The organism is Rhodococcus sp. MH15, assembly GCF_019266045.1.
Classification (GTDB): domain Bacteria; phylum Actinomycetota; class Actinomycetes; order Mycobacteriales; family Mycobacteriaceae; genus Rhodococcus_F; species Rhodococcus_F qingshengii.
Window position 1 is genome coordinate 72,340 of record NZ_LPNP01000056.1, and the last position, 17,335, is coordinate 89,674.

A 17,335-nucleotide genomic window follows, 5' to 3' on the forward strand; every position below is an offset into this window, starting at 1 on the left:
AGCTCATATGTTCGAATCGAAGACTTCCGCGGACGCGCTGTTTCGGCAGCATGCGGAAATCGCGCGCGCCCACTTCCTCGAGATCGACGCGGTCACTGCGCTGTACTTGGACCGTTGTGAGGAGGATGCCGCGGTTGGAGTCAATGAGGCTTTTCGGGGTCAATTCGCGCACGTGGAGATCGCGTCGATACTGAGCATTACGGAGTACGTCGCGCAGAAAATGATTGCACTGGGATGTGACCTGCGCTGGCGACTTCCGCGGGTGGCGGCCGCTTTTGCTTGCGGTGACATCGATCTGGCCAAAGCGATGGCACTGTCCGAAGCTCTCGCCAACGTTTCCGAGCACGCGCTCGATGACATCGAGCGACTCCTCGTGGACGGTGCCTGCCGTGTAACCGGTAACAAGTTGAAGGCGCGCGCACGAGGCCTCATTGCTCGGCACGACCCTGATGGGGTGCGTGCCAGGCGAGTTCGTGCGGAGGCGGATCGGGACGTTCGGACGTGCGCGTCGCACGACGGTATGTCGACTCTGGACGGAATGCTTCCAGCGGTCGGCGCTCAGACTTTGGCCACGAGGCTCCGTGCGATGTCGATGCAGGTCTGTGGTTCCGATCCGAGAACTTTCGGGCAACGGCGTGCCGACGCACTGATCGCATTGGCGGAAGGAAAGACGTCGTTGGATTGTCAGTGCGACGGCGATTGCACCCGTAGGGATGATACGAAGACCTCCGCGCTCCCGATTGCGACAATTCTTGTGGGTGTCAACGCCTCCACCCTGCTCGGATTCGACGACCTGCCAGGCTATTTGCAGGGGTACGGCCACATCGATGCCGACCATGCGCGCGCGATCGCCGCGGACGCCACGTGGCAGAGAGTCCTCACCCTTGCACCGTCCGAGGTGCAACATTGTTCGACTGCGGGGGCAGTCGGACCGGTGCTCGGCGTGGGTCGGTCGATGCGCTCACCGGAGATATTGCCCGCTGCGGCAAGGGATAATCGCTCGAGAAGGAACAGTGGTTCGCGGCGCGGTGAATCCACGTACCAGCCGTCCGCGGCGTTGGTGACGATTGTAAGGACGCGAGACGGTACGTGCCGCTTTCCGAATTGTGTTGTGCGTTCTGATAGTTGCGATATCGATCACACGGTGCCGTTCGATCACGGCAACCCCGCTCAGGGAGGGCCTACTGCAGAACGGAACTTGGCCTGTCTGTGTCGAAAACATCACCGACTGAAGACGTTTGGCAGGTGGACAGTGAAGCAAATCGGAGGTGGTCTTCTGGAGTGGAAAGATCCGTCAGGACGACGAACGGTTACCGCGCCCGTAGGCCCATTCTGTGACCCCGAACTGAGAGTGCCCGACGCGGCGAGACTGCATTTGACGGACGACGATGCGCTGGAACGACGTTTCGGACTTCGGGACAGGGGAGTGGAAGCGGATCTCGAATACCTCCTGGACTGGAGTGCGCCCGGCTGGCGGAAGGCACGATCTGCATCAAGACGTAACGCATCCCCACTGGCGAACGCTTTGCCGGAGTTTGCCGACTTCTGAAGGGGTTTCGTTTCTCCTGTGGCCTGCGGGTATAGCGAGAGGGCCCGAAAAATGGTGTTTGTCTGTTTATAGTGAGGCGCAGAACGGTTTCCGACCCGAGGAGAACGCGTGCGTCATCCGAAGCTCGCCGCATTGACCGTGGCCCTGACTGCAGTACTGGTGATGCCGGTAACGCAGAGCGTGGCTCAACCATTCCCCTTCGACCCCGGCAGTTTCGGCAACGGAAGCACCGGATCGTTGGGGAGCGACGACCCGGACATACCCATCGAGGACACCCTCCCGCAGTTGTCGGTCACCACACTGGTCGACGGACTCGACCACCCTTGGGACGTGGTGGCGGCCCCGGACGGTGCAATCCTGACCGGACAACGATCCGGCGGATTCTTCGTTCGCCGAGGCGACAACACGACAGGTCCAGTCGCTGCTGACCTTTCGGATCTCTACGCGCAGTCCGAAACCGGTCTCATGGGTATCGCGCTTGCCCGCGACTTCGCTCAGTCGCGCACCCTCTACACCTGCCAGGGATTCAGCGCTGGGGGAGTCACGGACGTTCGAGTGATCTCGTGGACCGTCGATGCCGGATGGACCGCACTCACGCGAACCGGAACTGTACTGCCAGGAATCCCGGTCTCGTCCGGGCGTCACGGGGGTTGCCGAATTCTTGCGGCGCAGGACGGAACGCTGTTCGTCGGGACGGGTGACACCGCGACGCCGAGCGTCCCCCAGGATCCGAATTCGCTGGGCGGCAAGGTCTTGCACATCAACGCCGACGGAACTCCGGCGGCGGGGAATCCGAATGCTTCCAGCCCGGTCTACACGCTCGGGCACCGCAACGTCCAAGGCTTGGCCGTGCAACCCGGAACCGGCCGGGTGTACTCGGTTGAACAGGGCACAAGCGTCGACGACGAAGTCAACCTGCTTACCCCCGGCGGAAATTACGGCTACCGCCCGGATCGGCTTCCCGGAACGTACGACGAATCCGTGCCGATGACCGATCCCGTGCGAGTGCCGGGAGCGATTGCGGCGGTGTGGCGTTCGGGTAGCTTGACGTTGGCTACCGCCAGCGCTGCCTTCACCGGTGGAGCTGTATGGGGTGCCTGGGACGGTGCGCTCGTAATGGGTGGCCTCAAGAGCAAGGAACTGATCTTCCTCCGCCTGAGTGCCGACGGACGCTCGGTCGACGCGCAGACCTTCGGGTTGGAGAACCAGTTCGGTCGCTTGCGGTCGGTGACCCCGACGCCCGACGGCTCGCTCCTGGTGACCACCGACAACGGCGCCGGCGACAAGGTGCTGCGGGTGACGCCTACGCCCTGATCTTCAGTACCAGGCGATGACCCGGCACGGACCACCCGAACCACCCGCATGCGCCGGCGCTCCCACCATCACCGTGGCGCCGACGGCCGGAAGTGCGGACAGATTTGCGAGGGCTTCGACTGCGTACTTTCCTGAGCCCAAAGCGCTTCGGTGAGCCCCGTGGGTGGTGCTTCGGCCCGCGTCGATGCTGAGGGTGTCCGAGCCCACGGCGACGATGTTGCGCTCGCGGACGAGAAAGTCGATCGCCTCGGGGTTGAATCCCGGTGTGTGTTGCACGCCGAGTGCATCTCGATTCGTGAAGGCGCCACCGGCACCGGCCCGGGTATCCCAACCCGAGTTCATCGCAACCAGGCTGCGGGGAGCGATGGTCCTGTGGAGGGACTCCCAATCGAGGATGTCCTGGCGGGTGAGCAGTGTGTCGGGGTCGACGGAGGCTCGGGCACTGATGTCGACGACCGCAATCGGCACGACGAGGTCGGCGACGGGAATCTTCTCGACGGTGATTCCGTCCGCACTGGCGTGTGCGGGGGCGTCGATGTGAGTACCAGTGTGTTCTTCGAGGCGGAGTTCGTTGAGGTAGAAGTTTCCACCTGACTCGGCGGAGCCGAGCGAGCCCAGAGACCCGCCGGCGTCGGCGATCTTCGCCAGGTTCCTCATCTCGAACGAGCGCGCGCCCGGCCACACCGGGAACTCCGGCGTCAGTACGTGGGTCAGATCGACGATGGTCCGACCCGATGGCGTTGCCGACGCAGTGGGCTGTACAGCGCCGGCCATGACGGTCGCGCCGAGGGCACCGGTGCCCAGCGCCGCGAACATCGATCGACGGCTGATCTTCCTGCCTTCGCGTCCGATCGATTCGTAGACCTCCGACAAGACCTTCGGTGAGCACATCAGAAACTCCAGATCACTGGGATCAACACCGTTGCAACTATCAGGAACCACAACAACATCGGGAGTCCGAGCTTCCAGTAGTCGCCGAACTTGTAACCACCAGGGCCCATCACCATCATGTTCGCGGGAGTGGCTACGGGCGTCAGGAAGGAGGCCGCGGCAGCGACGGTGACCGTCATCAGAAGGGGCAGCACCGAGATGTCGAGTTCGATGGCGACCGAGATCGCGATCGGCGTGATGATCAACGCGGTTGCAGTGTTGCTGATCAGCTGGCCCAGAGTCGCCGTCACGACGAAGAGTCCAGCGACGACGACATACGGGCTTGCCCCACCGACGACGTCGACAAACGCATGCGCGAGCTTTTCGGCCGCGCCGGTCTGCTGGATTGCGGTCGACAGCGGGATCATTCCGCCGACGAGAATCAACGTGGTCCACGAGATGGACCGATGCGCCTGCTCGACGCTGATGACTCGTAGCAGCACCATCGCACATGCCGCGAGGAGTCCGGCTATCGCGGATGGCACCAATCCGAACGTCAGCATCACTACCATCGCCGCAACGACGACGAGAGCGATGACCGCGCGGGTTCCCAACGGGGCTGCCTGCTTACGGATCTGGGCAGGTGCGTCGACCACGAGGACGTTCGGATCGACGGAGGTGTGGGTGTCGAGATCGTCCCAGCTTCCTTGCAGGAGAAGCGTGTCACCGGCCGCCAACTTGACGCCCTTGGGGCCGCAGTCCTCACCGGCGCGCTGGACTGCGAGTATCACCAGATCTCCACTGTCGGTCACCATGCCCGGAAAAGCCCTGTCGCCGATCATTTCCGAGCGCGGCGGGATGATCACTTCGACCACGCCGTCGTGCTTGGTGATCAAGGGCTCTGCGGACGGCGCATCCTTTCCCATGAGCTGATACTGCTTCGCGAGGGTCTTGGCATGCCGGCTCAGGTCAGGCGACATCGACGTCCCCGCACGATGGGGGAGGACGTGAGGACCGAGAAGTACGGCGATCGCAATCGTTCCCAATACGAGCGGCGCACCGACCAAGGTGAAACTGAAGAACCCGAAAGCACCGGCCCCGGATTCCTCGGCGGCTTCGGAAACGATGATGTTGACCGGTGTTCCGGTCAAGGTGAGCATCGATCCGGCATGGGCGGCAAATGCCAACGGCAGAAGCAGTTGTGACGTCGATTTACCGAGACGTACCGCCAAGACGACCACCATCGGTACCAACGCGGCTACGGCCCCGTTGACGCTGATCAATGCGGTCAACGCGGCAACCAGCAACATGATCGCACTCACGAGACGGACTCGGGATTCGCCGACTTTCGCCAGCAGTTTCTCGCCCGCCCACGTGGTGACACCGGTGGCGTCGAGGGCTTCGCTGACGACAAAAAGCGCGGCGATGAACACCACCGTGGGATCGCCGAATCCGGCGAGCGCCTGCTCCATCGTGATCACACCGGTGGCGTACAGCGCCAGGGCAGTGCCGATCGCGATGATGCCGACCGGGATTCGGCCGATCACGAACAGCGCCACGACCAGTGCAAGCACGACGAAAGTGATGGTGATGTCATTCACGATTCGTAAAGGTACCTGCTCATACAGAACGGCCCCGTCTCGCAAGTGAGACGGGGCCGTGGGACGGACGCGAGGGGAATTAGTTGGAGGCGGCGATGCGGGCCTTCTCGAGAGCGGCCAGCGTGCGAAGAACCGTGGCCTTCTGCTTGTTCAGATCGCTCAGTCGTGCGCGAGCCGGCAACCCTTGTGCGAGTTCGGCGACCTTGATCTGCTCGTCGATTGAACCGAGCTGATCGAGAAGCCCTAGGACGCGCGTCTGGAGAGTGTCGATGTCCACGGTGTCGGTCTTGACCGGAGCGGCAACACGCGTCGCTGTGCCCGTGCTGGCGGGGCGGGAAGCGCGTGCGGGTGACGTGTCGGCGACAACCGTTGCGGCGCGGGGCCGAATTGCCTTGCGAACAGCGGCCGCATCAGGAAGGACGTCCATACGGATCTCGTTCAGGACTCGGCGTGCCTCGCGTGCGTTGACGCGGTACTCGCGCTCTTCGTCGTCGTCGGACTGCAGCGTGCCGCCGAGCGGGCGCAGACCGTACATGCCGAGGAAGCGCTTGGCGTCGTCGATGATGCCTTCGTTTTCACGGCATTTTCCGCAGCGGGGTTCGTTGCGGAACATGTCCACGGAGTTGTCGTCTCCGCACCAGACACAAGATCCTGGGCGCCACCGCCGGATCGTCGGAACTGATGAATTCAGGGAATGAGATTCGGGCCGGGATTCCAGGGTTTGCGCGTCGATCACGACGAGCCACACTAGGCGAAGATTGCGGCGCGGTGAACACCGCCCCAACATCGACCTGGGTTTCTCGACGGGAGCGTGATCAAGATCATGTCAATCGCCGCATTCGACGGTATTCGTGTGTCCCACAGGTGGTTTCATGATGACCGGGTGGTCTGTTTCTGAGACCTTCACGAAGACGACGACGGGCGCGTACCGGTGACCGTGAAGTCACAGGTACGCGCCCGTAGTGCGGCGCGAGACTAGGCGCTGCCGTTGAACAGCGAAGTCACAGAACCGTTCTCGAAAACTTCCTTGATGGTGCGAGCGAGCAGCGGTGCGATGGACAGCACCGTCAGCGTCGGGAACTTCTTCGACTCGTCGATCGGAAGTGTGTTGGTGACAACAACTTCCTTCGCGCCACACGTCGACAGACGCTCGGCCGCAGGGTCGGAGAGGACGCCGTGGGTTGCAGCGATGACGACGTCACCTGCACCGGCCTCCTTGAGCACCTTGACCGCGCCGGCGATGGTTCCGCCGGTGTCGATCATGTCGTCGATCAGGATGCAGGTGCGACCTTCGACCTCACCGACGACGCGGTTGGACTTGACCTGGTTGGGTACCAACGGGTCGCGCGTCTTGTGAATGAATGCCAGCGGTGCTCCGCCGAGCGAGTCGGCCCACTTCTCGGCGACACGAACGCGGCCCGAGTCGGGGGACACCACCGTGATGTTCTCGAGGTTGTAGCCCGCGCGAATGTGGTTGGCCAACTGGCTGTGTGCGTGCATGTGATCGACGGGGCCGTCGAAAAAGCCCTGGATCTGATCGGTATGCAGGTCGACCGTGATGATGCGATCGGCGCCGGCGGTCTTGAGCAGGTCGGCAATCAGGCGAGCGGAGATCGGCTCGCGTCCGCGATGCTTCTTGTCCTGGCGGGCGTACGGGTAGAACGGAAGAACGGCGGTGATGCGCTTTGCCGATCCACGCTTGAGAGCGTCGATCATGATGAGCTGCTCCATCACCCACGTGTTCAGCGGTGCCGGATGACTCTGCAGGACGAACGCATCGGAGCCGCGAACCGACTCTTCGAATCGAACGAAGATCTCACCGTTCGCGAAGTCGCGCGCGGTCTGCGGGGTGACGCGGATATCGAGTTCCTTCGCCACCTGCTCCGCCAACTCGGGATGTGCGCGACCCGAGAACAACATCAGGTTCTTCTGGTTGTCGATCCAATTCGCAGTCACTGGTTCATGCCGTCCTTTTGTACTTGCCGGTCGATCTGGTGGTGATCTGTGCTGTCTGTTGTGCAGGGCTGTCAGGTTGTTGTAGGGCTGTCAGGTTGTTGCAGGGCCGTCAGGTTGTGCAGCTGCTGCAGCTGCTGCAGCGGCATCGGCCGCGGGTGTGCCGGGACGATTCTTCTGGACCCAGCCCTCGATGTTGCGCTGCACCCCACCCGAGACGGCGAGCGCCCCAGGCGGTACGTCGTTCTTCAAGACCGTGCCCGCACCCGTGTATGCGCCGTCTCCCACGACGAGAGGGGCGACGAACATGGTGTCGGAGCCTGTTCGGACATGCGACCCCACCACAGTACGGCTCTTGTTCACCCCGTCGTAATTGACGAAGACGCTCGAAGCTCCGATATTGCTGTGATGGCCGATGGTGGCGTCGCCGACGTAGGTAAGATGCGGAATCTTCGAATGCTCGCCGATATCCGCGTTCTTGGTTTCCACGTAGGCGCCGATCTTGCCGTGTGCCCCGAGGCGGGTACCAGGCCGGAGATAGGCGAAGGGGCCCACAGCCGCGTCCGCGCCGACAACGGAGTCGGTCCCGTGCGAGCGGACGACTACTGCGCGCTCACCGACGGTCACGTTGTCCAAGGTGGTATCCGGGCCGATCACGGCGTCTTCGCCCACCGAGGTTGTGCCGGTCAACTGAACTCCGGGCAGGAGCGTCACGTCCTGTGCGACGTGCACGTCGCAATCTATCCATGTGCTCGCAGGATCGACGACGGTGACGCCGGCACGCATCCACTTCTCGAGGATCCGACGGTTCATCTCGCGGGCGAGCGTCGAGAGCTGCACGCGATCGTTGGCGCCCGCGACGAGAACCGAATCCGCGATGTGCTGAGCACGAACACGCTTGCCCGCGCGACGGGCGATCATGATCACATCGGTGAGATAGAACTCGTGTTGTGCGTTGTTGGAGTCGAGGGACGCCAGCGCGTCGCGCAGAGTTTCGAAGTCGAAGGCGTAGACCCCTGAATTGACCTCGGTGATCGAGCGCTGCGAATCGGTGGCTTCCTTCTCCTCGACTATGGCGTTCACCTCGCCGTCCGTCGTACGAAGGATTCGCCCGTAGCCGGTGGGGTCGACGGCCGTCGACGTCAACACCGTCACCGCGGCCGCGGGAGCAGCCGTGTGCTGGGCGAGGAGGTCTGCGATGGTCTTTCCGTCGAGCAGAGGCACGTCGGCGGCTGTGACGAGTACGGTCCCGGAGAAGTCGGCCGGCAACCCCTCGAGCCCACAACTGACAGCGTGCCCGGTGCCCTTCTGCTCGTCCTGAACAGCGACGGTGACGGAACGGTCCAGTTCCCCGGCGACTGCGTTCACGGCTTCGGTGACACGCTCACGATCGTGACCGACGACGGTCACCAGGTGCGTGGGATTCAGTGAGGTTGCCGCGTGAAGCGAATGTGCCAGCATGCTGCGTCCGGCGAGAGTGTGGAGGACCTTGGGAGTCTTCGACTTCATTCGTGTACCGGCACCCGCTGCGAGAACGATCACGGCGGTCTGCACTGGTTTGAGCTCCCTCTGTCGATCAAACTGTCGATCAAGACATACATTCCGCTCGGGAAAGCATGTTGTTCACCAGCTCCGCCGCCAGGACTCGAACCTGAACTATCTGAACCAAAATCAGAGGTGCTGCCATTACACCACGGCGGATTGCCACGCATTGCCGAGCCTTGCGGCCGAACGCGCGAGAGAATAATCGCATGCCGACCCGCCGTAGGTCGAACCGCTCCTCCGATCGGGCCCCTGAAGTCCCGATAGGCTGAGCGTCCACAGCAGTGATTTGTGTGTCGGCGAGAGGAAGACAATGGCGACGGTGTCCGGTTCAGGTGGCGGGGATCCAGTTCCCGAACGAGTGACACGGATCCGGATGACCGGTACCCAACGTCGGCAACAGCTGATCGAGATCGGGCGGGCATTGTTCGCCGAACGGGGATACGAAGCGACCTCGATCGAGGAGATCGCCCAGCGCGCGAACGTGTCCAAGCCTGTCGTGTACGAGCACTTCGGCGGCAAGGAGGGGCTGTACGCCGTCGTAGTGGACCGGGAGATGTCGCGACTCCTCGAGATGATCACGTCTTCGCTCTCACAAAATCGCTCGAGAGTTCGAGTCGAGCGGGTTGCGTTGGCTTTGCTCACCTACGTGGAAGAGCACACCGACGGATTTCGGATACTCGTGCGCGATTCGTCCGTTGTCGCGCCCAGTGGGACATATTCGAGCCTCCTCAACGACGCGATCAGTCAGGTGGGCTACCTGTTGGCGGGGGACTTCTCCAGACGCGGTTTCGACCCCGGACTAGCAACGATGTACGCACAGGCGCTTGTCGGCATGGTGTCCACTACGGCTACTTGGTGGCTCGACGAACGGACTCCGTCGAAGGAAGTTGTCGCCGCTCACCTCGTGAATTTGTGTTGGAATGGGCTGACGAATCTGGAAGCCGATCCACAATTGGAGGGTTAACCAGGCGCGCCTGCCGCGCAGAGATGGATCGCGGTCTAAGCTGTGTTCGCTGTATCACGATCGTTTGATGGGCAAATGTCTCATTTGTTTGCAGGGTGGGTTGAATGCCGAACCGTGCCATCCATTTTGACGCTGTGAACGGGTAAGACCAAGAATTCGTTCGATGTGTGGTGATTGGAGGCCGGATCGATGGTGAGGCAAGAGCGGGCAGAAGCCACCCGTGATTCGGTGCTGCGCGGAGCAGCGGGTGTGTTCTTGCGCCTGGGCTATGCCAATGCCAGCTTGAGCGAGATCATCGCCGAGTCGCAGGTGACCAAAGGCGCCCTGTACTTCCATTTCGGGTCCAAGGAAGAACTCGCGCGGGCCGTGATCGACGAGGGTTCGGCACGTTTCGACGCAAAATGTGAGCTCTGGTTGGACCGTCGAACTCCCGCGCTCGAGTCACTGATCGGTATTTCGTCGGTCATCGTCGACATCGGTGCGCATGACGCCATGGTTAGAGCTACGTTCCGCTTGTTGGTCGAGATCGGGGACTATCGGGGCTCCGGGCCGGCGACTCTGGACGTGTGGCTCGACATTTACCGTGAACTTGCCAGCCGTGCGGCCGACGAAGGTGATCTGCGTTCGGACGCGGATTCTGCTGACATTGCTCGTTTCCTGTTGGAAGTTGCGTCGGGAGTTCGGCTGATGGCAGCCGCGACCGGGACCGTTCGTGAGCTTTCGGACTCTATGAAGGCATCGTGGAACCTGATACTTCCGATCGTGGTCCCGGAATCGAAAGTGGAGTACTTCAGGCAATTCGCGGCCCGTCGCCTTGCCAGTGATCACTGAAATCACTGGCTCTCCGCACTGCTCCTTTGGTCAATTTACTGCAAATGTCCTGGTAGGGACATTGTTCTCTTTGTTCTGCATTCGAAACAAACTAAGAGTATGTTTATAGTGTTGATGGGAATCTGAAAGTCCGATCTTGCCGTCAATCTTCGGATTGCGGTATGTTCTATCGGTAGCTGAAGAATTGCTGAGAATGAAGGTTTGTCAGGGCAGGGTGACGGCGTCGGCGCACCGGGCAGCATAGGGGGCTGCCCGGCGTGTACGACCCCAGATGGGGAGTCAACAGATGGGTGACACTGCGCCGACGCCGATGCTCGACATCGGCCCGCGGATCGGCTGTGACGTAGTGAACGTCGTGGATGTCACTCGAAGTATCGAACTCTTCGGGCGGAGGTATCTCGATCGGACCTTCACCCCGCACGAATTGCAGACGTGCGCCGGGCCGGCGCGGGATCAACGATTGGCTGCACGTTTCGCCGCCAAAGAGGCTGTGGTGAAGGTACTGCGGCCTGGTGACGTTCCCGTTCCGTGGAGTTCCATCGAAATCACTCGGGCCGAGTGGGGTGGCTGTGGGGTGACGCTGTCCGGTAATGCCGCGGAACTCGCGCGGACCCAGGATCTGCACGATTTTCAAGTATCTATCTCGCACGAAGCGGACGTGGCCATCGCAATGGTGATCGCAACACGCTCGGGCGCTCGCATCGAAAAGAAGGACGACATCGCTGATGATTGATCAGGCAATTCGGAAAGTGCTCGTCGAGCACGGTCGGCTGGCAGTCGACGTGAGCACGATCGACGGAGAGGCCGATCTTTACGAGTTGGGTTTGACGTCGCACGCGAGCGTGAATGTCATGTTGGCGCTGGAGGATTCGTTCGACATCGAGTTCCCTGACGAGTTGTTGCGGAAGAGTACTTTCGCAAGCGTCAAGGCGATCGAGGGTGCGTTGACGGAGTTGGGTGCTGCATGAACGCTCCGCAATCGCAGTGCTCCACCGGAACGGCCCTCGAGCGGGCCGCACGGTTGGCCGACGAAGTTGCAGCGGTGTGGGCCGACGAAGTCGATGCAGAAGCAAGGTTTCCGCGTGAAGCTGTCGACGCCATGCGAAGCGAACGGCTGCTGTCCGTAGCTGTGCCGAGGGAACTAGGCGGCGAAGGGCTCTCGCTGCAGGAAGTGTCGCAGATCGCCCGTGTGATCGGAACGCGCTGTGCAGCAAGCGGAATGATTTTCGCGATGCATCAGACGCAGATATACTCGTTGGTCAAGCACGGCAACACCGAAGCACTACGCGAGTTTGTCGAAGAAACGGTCGACAAGCAATTGCTGTTGGCATCGGCAACCACTGAGCTGGGAATCGGTGGTGACGTCAGCCGGAGTTACTGCGCGGTGGAAGACTTGGGCGGTCACCTGCTGTTGATCAAGAACGCGCCTGTCATTTCGTACGGTGAACACTCCGACGCGATAGTCGTGACGGCTCGGCGAACACCGGAGAGTCAGCCGAACGATCAGGTTCTCGTGGTGTGTCGTACCCCAGACCTGACGCTCGAACGCACCACCGAGTGGAACACGCTGGGGCTGAGGGGTACTTGCAGTCTCGGTTACATCCTTCGGGCCACCTCGACGCCGGAGATGGTCGCCGGCGTACCGTATTCCGATATCTCCACCCACACCATGCTTCCGGTCTCGCACGTCGTCTGGAGTTCGGTGTGGTTGGGAATTGCCGACGCTGCAGTCGAGAAGGCGCGCAAGTACGTGCGTGCCGCCGCCCGCAAGCAGCCCGGGGTCACTTCCCCCGGAGCGCTGCGGCTCGCCGAAGTTGCCGCTTCGGCACAACAATTCGCCGATCTCGTCGGCGCCTCTGCGCGCAGGTACGACCGCGCAGTCCACGCGGTGGAAGGCGTTGCCGATTTCGAGGCGACGGGAGCGGTGGGATTTTCGCTCGCGATGAACAACCTGAAAGTCACAGCGTCGACAGCGGTGGTGGAAATCGTGGGGCAGACAATGTTGATCTGTGGAATCTCGGGATATCGCGAGGACACCGAATTTTCGCTCGGTCGGCACCTTCGTGACGCGCACGGCGCAGCGGTGATGGTGAACAACGATCGAATCATGGCAGGTTCAGCGCACATGGCCATCGGATACCGGGGAACGCTATGACGAACGAGACTGTGACGACCGAGACTGTGACAGGCGAGACCGATCTGGATCGGGCCCGGGCTGCATTTCAACGTGAACTGCTCGTCGAAGGACTTCTCGTCGAGACGGAGGTGCCGGGACTCTACGGGCGTTCCGGAGTGTTCGAGGACATCGTCGACGGTATCGACCGAGTGGTGATTGCAGCGGGGCCAGGCGACGCCGCGACTCGGCTGCGGTTCCCGCCGGTGTTCCCGCGGAGCAGTTTCGAGCGCACCGACTACATCGCTTCGTTTCCCAACCTCACCGGCGCCATCAACACCTTCGCTGGTTCCAATCGCGATCACGCGCGACTGCTGGCCGATCGCGCCGACGGACAATCGTGGGACCGCCACCTCGAGCCGACCGAGACCATGCTCGTGTCCGCAGCGTGCCATCCTGCCTATGCGCGGTACACCGGAGTTCTGCCCGAAGGCGGCGTGCTGCTGGACATCTACGGTTTTTGCTTCCGGCACGAACCGGCCATCGATCCGGCTCGCATGCAAGCGTTTCGGATGCACGAGTTCGTGACGATCGGTGACGCCGCGGCAGCGCGAGCGCATCGCGAGCACTGGATCGAGCGGGGGCTCGAGGTGCTCGGCCGGCTCGAACTCGACGCTACCCCGGTGATCGCCAATGATCCTTTCTTCGGGCGCGCCGGAAAGATGCTTGCAGCCAACCAGCGTGAAGAGAATCTCAAGACGGAACTGACAGTTCGGCTCTACGGAGATCTCGACGAGGGCACGGCGATCGTGTCCTCGAACAACCATCTCGACCATTTCGGTGTCAACTTCGACATCCGAACGGCGGAGGGGGAGGTGGCACACAGCTCGTGCGTCGGCTTCGGGATGGAGCGAATCGCGTTGTCCTTGTTGCGGACTCATGGTCTTGACGTGGCTGCATGGCCAACCTCCGTTCGTGAACGAATGGGCATCTGATGTCACGGCTCATCGACATTTCACCTGATCGCTACCGGCCCCATTCGTTGCACCAGGACGACCGCGTGTGGGCGCAGACCAACTGCTACACGGATCTGTGGATCGAAGTGTTGCATTCGCTGGGGTTGGACCCCGTCCCGGCATTGGCGTGTGCCTTCTCATCGCGGTTCGACGGGACTCAGTGGACGTTCCTCAAGCTCAAGGCCGAGGACATCTACGCGCTGTACGGAATCGAAGTCGCCGAGATGAACGTCTGGCGGGCACCGCTGATCCATGTCGAGGACAACCTCGCGGTTGGGATGCTGTCGACGGTTGAAGTGGACGGATACTGGCTTCCCGATACTCTTGGAACGAGCTATCACGAGGGGCACACCAAGACCACGATCGTGCCCAATCGGATCGATCGCGTTGCCGGCGAGCTCGAGTACTTTCACAACAGCGGGTACTACTTGCTGCGAGGCGACGATTTCTCCGGCGTCTTCGATCTCGATCGTTCCTCACTTCCTTCGTTCGTGCCCTATGTCGAACAGATCAGGTTGAATCCGGTTCACGCGACCAACGCCGGAAACATCGCCGAAGTGGCTCGGCGGAATGTAGCGGTTCGAGCGGTGGGTAATCCCGTGCGAGAGCTGGGACGCAAGGTGATCGAAGACCTCGAATGGGTGCAGGGGGCGGGTATGGATGCCTTTCACCTCTGGTCCTTCGGGCTACTTCGTCAGTGCGGGGCCAGCGCGGAGCTGGCTGCCGACGCCAGCGAGTTCTTGGACACTGCAGGTTTCTCCGGGACAGGCGAAGCTGCGCCAGATTTCCGCAAAGTGGCATCCGGTGCCAAGAGCGTGCAGTTTCAGATGGCGCGTGCCTCCAGGGGTCGCGCGGTGGACCCGCGTGAGCAACTCGACGAGATGGCCGTGTCGTGGAAGAGGGCGATGGAAATCGTTGCCGACACAGTCGGCGTCGACTCGCATCGACACCTGAGGTTGGTCTGACAGTGCCTCGTTCGTCAGCAGACCTGCTGGCCGGCGCGATATGGCGATGCGCTGCAACCGAACCCGGATCCATATCCGACCCGGATGCCCTCGAAGCTGTGACCGAGTGGGTCGCAGCGTCCGTGCCTGGAACAGTCATCGGTGCGTTACGTGCGGCGCAAACGGACGCCGGACGCACAAAGTCCGTTTCGTCGTCGTCTGTTTCAGAATCGTCCGTTTCATCGTCGGACTGGTGGTTCGTGACTACCGTGGCCACGACCGGTGAGGGGTCGTGGCTGCTCCAGTTCGACGGTATGACGGCGTTTGCGGATGTCTGGATCGGCGGTGTCCGTGTCGCGTCCACTGAATCCATGTTCACACCTGGGGAAGTGATCATTCCGGCCGGAGTCGGAGCTGGTAAACGTGTCCAGGTGGCTGTTCATTTTCATTCTCTCTCCGCGATTTTGAGATCGAGGCGTCCCCGAGGGCGTTGGCGCTCGTCGATGGTCCGTGAACAGGGTCTTCGGTGGATCCGAACCACGATGCTCGGTATGGCTCCCGTGTTCAGTGGTGTACCGGTACCGGTGGGTCCGTGGCGGGGTATCCGCTTGTTGGACAAGGGGATTGCCGCCGTAGTCTCTGCTGTCAAGCATGCGAGTGTTGACGGCACAACCGGTCGCGTTGCCGTCAGTGCTCGGCTCACCGGATTGCCGGCCGCGCTGGAGTACGTGACCGTGCGCGTCGGCGAACACTCGCGGCAATTGGCTGTATCCGCCGGACCGGATGGATTTCTCGAGGTGTCCGGTGTCGTCGTAGTGCCGGACGCGCAGTTGTGGTGGCCGCACACACATGGCACCCCGCGCACTTATCCGGTGACGATGGAAGCGGTCGGAGTCTCCGAGCATCTCGGTTCAGTTGGCTTCCGGACGGTGGAGGTCGACAGATCCGATGGTGGATTCCGTTTGTATGTCAACGGCATCCGGGTGTACTGCCGTGGTTCGGTGTGGGTGCCGACCGACCCGATCTCGCTTCAAGGCGACGCCGGCACAACTCGTGTCTTGGAACGCCTGGCTGAGGCGGGCCTGAACATGATTCGAATCCCGGGGACGATGGTCTACGAGAGCGACCACTTCTGGGAGGAATGTGCGCGACTGGGCATTCTCGTGTGGCAGGACATGATGTTGGCGACGCTCGATCCGCCCGACACCGACGAATTCTTCGAACTTGTTGCCGGCGAGGTCACCGCGTTCTTTCACAGAGTGCGCGGAAATCCCGCTCTGGCAGTCTTCTGCGGCGGCAGCGAGACCGAACAGCAGCCGACCATGCTGGGCTTGGTCGATCAACACATCCCGCTCATTCATTCGAGACTGCCGGAGTTGATCTCGACGGTGGCACCCGAACTCGAGTACGTGACGTCGTCCCCCTCGGCGCCTCGCGGGGGCGAGCAATTGGCAACGCATGTCGGAAGCGGGGTCGCTCACTACTTCGGGGTGGGTGCCTATCGTCGTCCACTGGCCGACGTGCTCAGCGCGCGAGTACGTTTTGCGACCGAATCATTGGCATTTTCGATTCCACCGTCGAATGCGGTGATCGAGAACGAATTCGGTTCACTCGCCGTCGCGGGGCACCACCCGGCATGGAAAGCCGCGGTGCCTCGGGACAACGGATCGTCGTGGGATTTCGAGGATGTTCGGGACCACTACGTCCACGCGCTTTTCGGCGAAGACGCTCGTGAAGTCCGGTGGTCCGACCCGGAACGCTATCTCGACCTGGGGCGAGCAGCTGTATGTGAGGCGTTCGCATCGACGCTCGGATACTGGCGTCGCCCGGACTCTCGGTGCGACGGCGCCTTGACACTCGCACTGCGAGACATGGAGCCCGGACCGGGATGGGGGGTCCTCGATTGGAGCGGCAGCCCCAAAGCTCCGTGGTTCGTGCTCCGTAGGAGCGCCAAACCGATCGCGCTCCTCGTCACGGACGACGGTATGGACGGATTGAGGCTCGACGCGATCAACGAGACCGCCGAACCTGTCGTCGGCGAGATCAGGTTTCGAGCGCACAGTCGGTCAGGTGTCGTCCCGGTCGACGTCGCGCTACCGGTCAAGGTGGAAGCGCATTCAAGTCTGACCTGGTCCGTGGACAGCCTTGTCGGCCGTTTCACCGACCTCACTCACGTGTTTCGGTTCGGGGCGCGGACATACGACGCCGTCACCGTCACACTCGAAGACGAAGACGGCGAGATGGTGGACGAAGTGGTCCACCTCCTGGGTGGCTCGGCGCGGCCTCGCGAGCGATCGGTCGGACTTGTTGCCACAGCGCGCAACGTCGGTGACGAAGAGTGGGTAGTCGACGTCTCGACGGATGCTTCCGCCCAATACGTTGCCCTCGAACTGCAGGGCTTCGAGCCCGAAGACTCCTGGTTCCACCTCGCGCCGAACGGTCGCAGGACTGTACGCCTACGGAGAACCGGTCAGGCGACGAAGGTGATCGGTCGCGTTCGGGCGCTCAACTCGCACGTGAGTGTGGCCGTGGCGCCGCCGATCACTCCGGTCACACAATCCTCGCCGTCCAAGCGGACGTCGAAGAAGACGAGTGCTACGGGAAACTGAACGGATCGGACTGCGCTGCGAGATCG

The 17,335-nt window shown here is 62.0% G+C and carries 15 protein-coding genes and 1 tRNA gene; 10 read left to right on the top strand and 6 right to left on the bottom strand.

Annotated features, from left to right (window positions below):
• Positions 1-7 precede the first annotated feature (7 nt).
• Together ATN37_RS03540 and ATN37_RS03545 are read left to right on the top strand one after the other, a co-directional pair.
• Positions 8-1,549, top strand: coding sequence for an HNH endonuclease signature motif containing protein (locus tag ATN37_RS03540; RefSeq protein WP_218694757.1), 1,542 nt, complete (start codon positions 8-10; stop codon positions 1,547-1,549).
• 108 nt (positions 1,550-1,657) lie between these two features.
• Positions 1,658-2,863, top strand: coding sequence for a sorbosone dehydrogenase family protein (locus ATN37_RS03545; protein ID WP_209447831.1), 1,206 nt, complete (start codon positions 1,658-1,660; stop codon positions 2,861-2,863).
• Between the two features lie 3 nt (positions 2,864-2,866).
• Here the strand turns inward: ATN37_RS03545 and ATN37_RS03550 are convergent, their stop codons facing one another.
• From ATN37_RS03550 to ATN37_RS03575, 6 genes are all read right to left on the bottom strand, one after another.
• Positions 2,867-3,754 (bottom strand): cyclase family protein, encoded by an 888-nt coding sequence (locus ATN37_RS03550; protein ID WP_218694758.1) that lies wholly within the window; start codon positions 3,752-3,754, stop codon positions 2,867-2,869.
• Positions 3,754-5,334, bottom strand: coding sequence for an SLC13 family permease (locus ATN37_RS03555; RefSeq protein ID WP_218694759.1), 1,581 nt, complete (start codon positions 5,332-5,334; stop codon positions 3,754-3,756). Before ATN37_RS03555 ends, ATN37_RS03550 begins: the two co-directional genes overlap by 1 nt.
• A gap of 79 nt (positions 5,335-5,413) precedes the next feature.
• A complete protein-coding gene (locus ATN37_RS03560; protein ID WP_030536285.1) occupies positions 5,414-6,070 on the bottom strand; it encodes a hypothetical protein in 657 nt (218 codons plus the stop codon).
• Positions 6,071-6,309: 239 nt separating this feature from the next.
• A complete protein-coding gene (locus ATN37_RS03565) occupies positions 6,310-7,290 on the bottom strand; it encodes a ribose-phosphate diphosphokinase (protein ID WP_003946284.1) in 981 nt (326 codons plus the stop codon).
• A gap of 90 nt (positions 7,291-7,380) precedes the next feature.
• Positions 7,381-8,841, bottom strand: coding sequence for a bifunctional UDP-N-acetylglucosamine diphosphorylase/glucosamine-1-phosphate N-acetyltransferase GlmU (gene glmU, locus ATN37_RS03570; RefSeq protein ID WP_081558199.1), 1,461 nt, complete (start codon positions 8,839-8,841; stop codon positions 7,381-7,383).
• 76 nt (positions 8,842-8,917) lie between these two features.
• Positions 8,918-8,988, bottom strand: a tRNA-Gln gene (locus tag ATN37_RS03575).
• A 154-nt stretch (positions 8,989-9,142) separates the two neighbouring features.
• Between ATN37_RS03575 and ATN37_RS03580 the strand changes: the two genes are divergently transcribed.
• From ATN37_RS03580 to ATN37_RS03615, 8 genes are all read left to right on the top strand, one after another.
• Entirely contained in the window at positions 9,143-9,796 is a 654-nt protein-coding gene (locus ATN37_RS03580; protein ID WP_003946303.1) for a TetR/AcrR family transcriptional regulator, read from the top strand.
• Positions 9,797-9,985: 189 nt separating this feature from the next.
• Positions 9,986-10,627 (top strand): ScbR family autoregulator-binding transcription factor, encoded by a 642-nt coding sequence (locus tag ATN37_RS03585; RefSeq protein ID WP_003946317.1) that lies wholly within the window; start codon positions 9,986-9,988, stop codon positions 10,625-10,627.
• 286 nt (positions 10,628-10,913) lie between these two features.
• Positions 10,914-11,360 carry a holo-ACP synthase gene (locus ATN37_RS03590; protein ID WP_047270297.1) on the top strand — a complete coding sequence of 149 codons (447 nt, stop codon included), beginning with the start codon at positions 10,914-10,916 and terminating at the stop codon, positions 11,358-11,360.
• Positions 11,353-11,595: an acyl carrier protein gene (locus ATN37_RS03595; protein WP_003946296.1), complete on the top strand. Its 243-nt coding sequence runs from the start codon at positions 11,353-11,355 to the stop codon at positions 11,593-11,595. The genes ATN37_RS03590 and ATN37_RS03595 overlap by 8 nt, the downstream gene beginning before the upstream one ends.
• On the top strand, positions 11,592-12,782 hold the full coding sequence (locus ATN37_RS03600) for an acyl-CoA dehydrogenase family protein (RefSeq protein ID WP_217017643.1): 1,191 nt from the start codon (positions 11,592-11,594) through the stop codon (positions 12,780-12,782). Before ATN37_RS03595 ends, ATN37_RS03600 begins: the two co-directional genes overlap by 4 nt.
• Complete coding sequence (locus ATN37_RS03605) at positions 12,779-13,735, top strand: amino acid--[acyl-carrier-protein] ligase (protein ID WP_054781160.1); 957 nt, start codon at positions 12,779-12,781, stop codon at positions 13,733-13,735. The genes ATN37_RS03600 and ATN37_RS03605 overlap by 4 nt, the downstream gene beginning before the upstream one ends.
• Positions 13,735-14,721, top strand: coding sequence for a DUF1839 family protein (locus tag ATN37_RS03610; RefSeq protein ID WP_081558197.1), 987 nt, complete (start codon positions 13,735-13,737; stop codon positions 14,719-14,721). Before ATN37_RS03605 ends, ATN37_RS03610 begins: the two co-directional genes overlap by 1 nt.
• Before the next feature lie 2 nt (positions 14,722-14,723).
• Positions 14,724-17,309, top strand: a complete 2,586-nt coding sequence (locus ATN37_RS03615) for a glycosyl hydrolase (protein WP_218694760.1) — start codon at positions 14,724-14,726, stop codon at positions 17,307-17,309.
• The last annotated feature ends 26 nt before the right edge of the window (positions 17,310-17,335 follow it).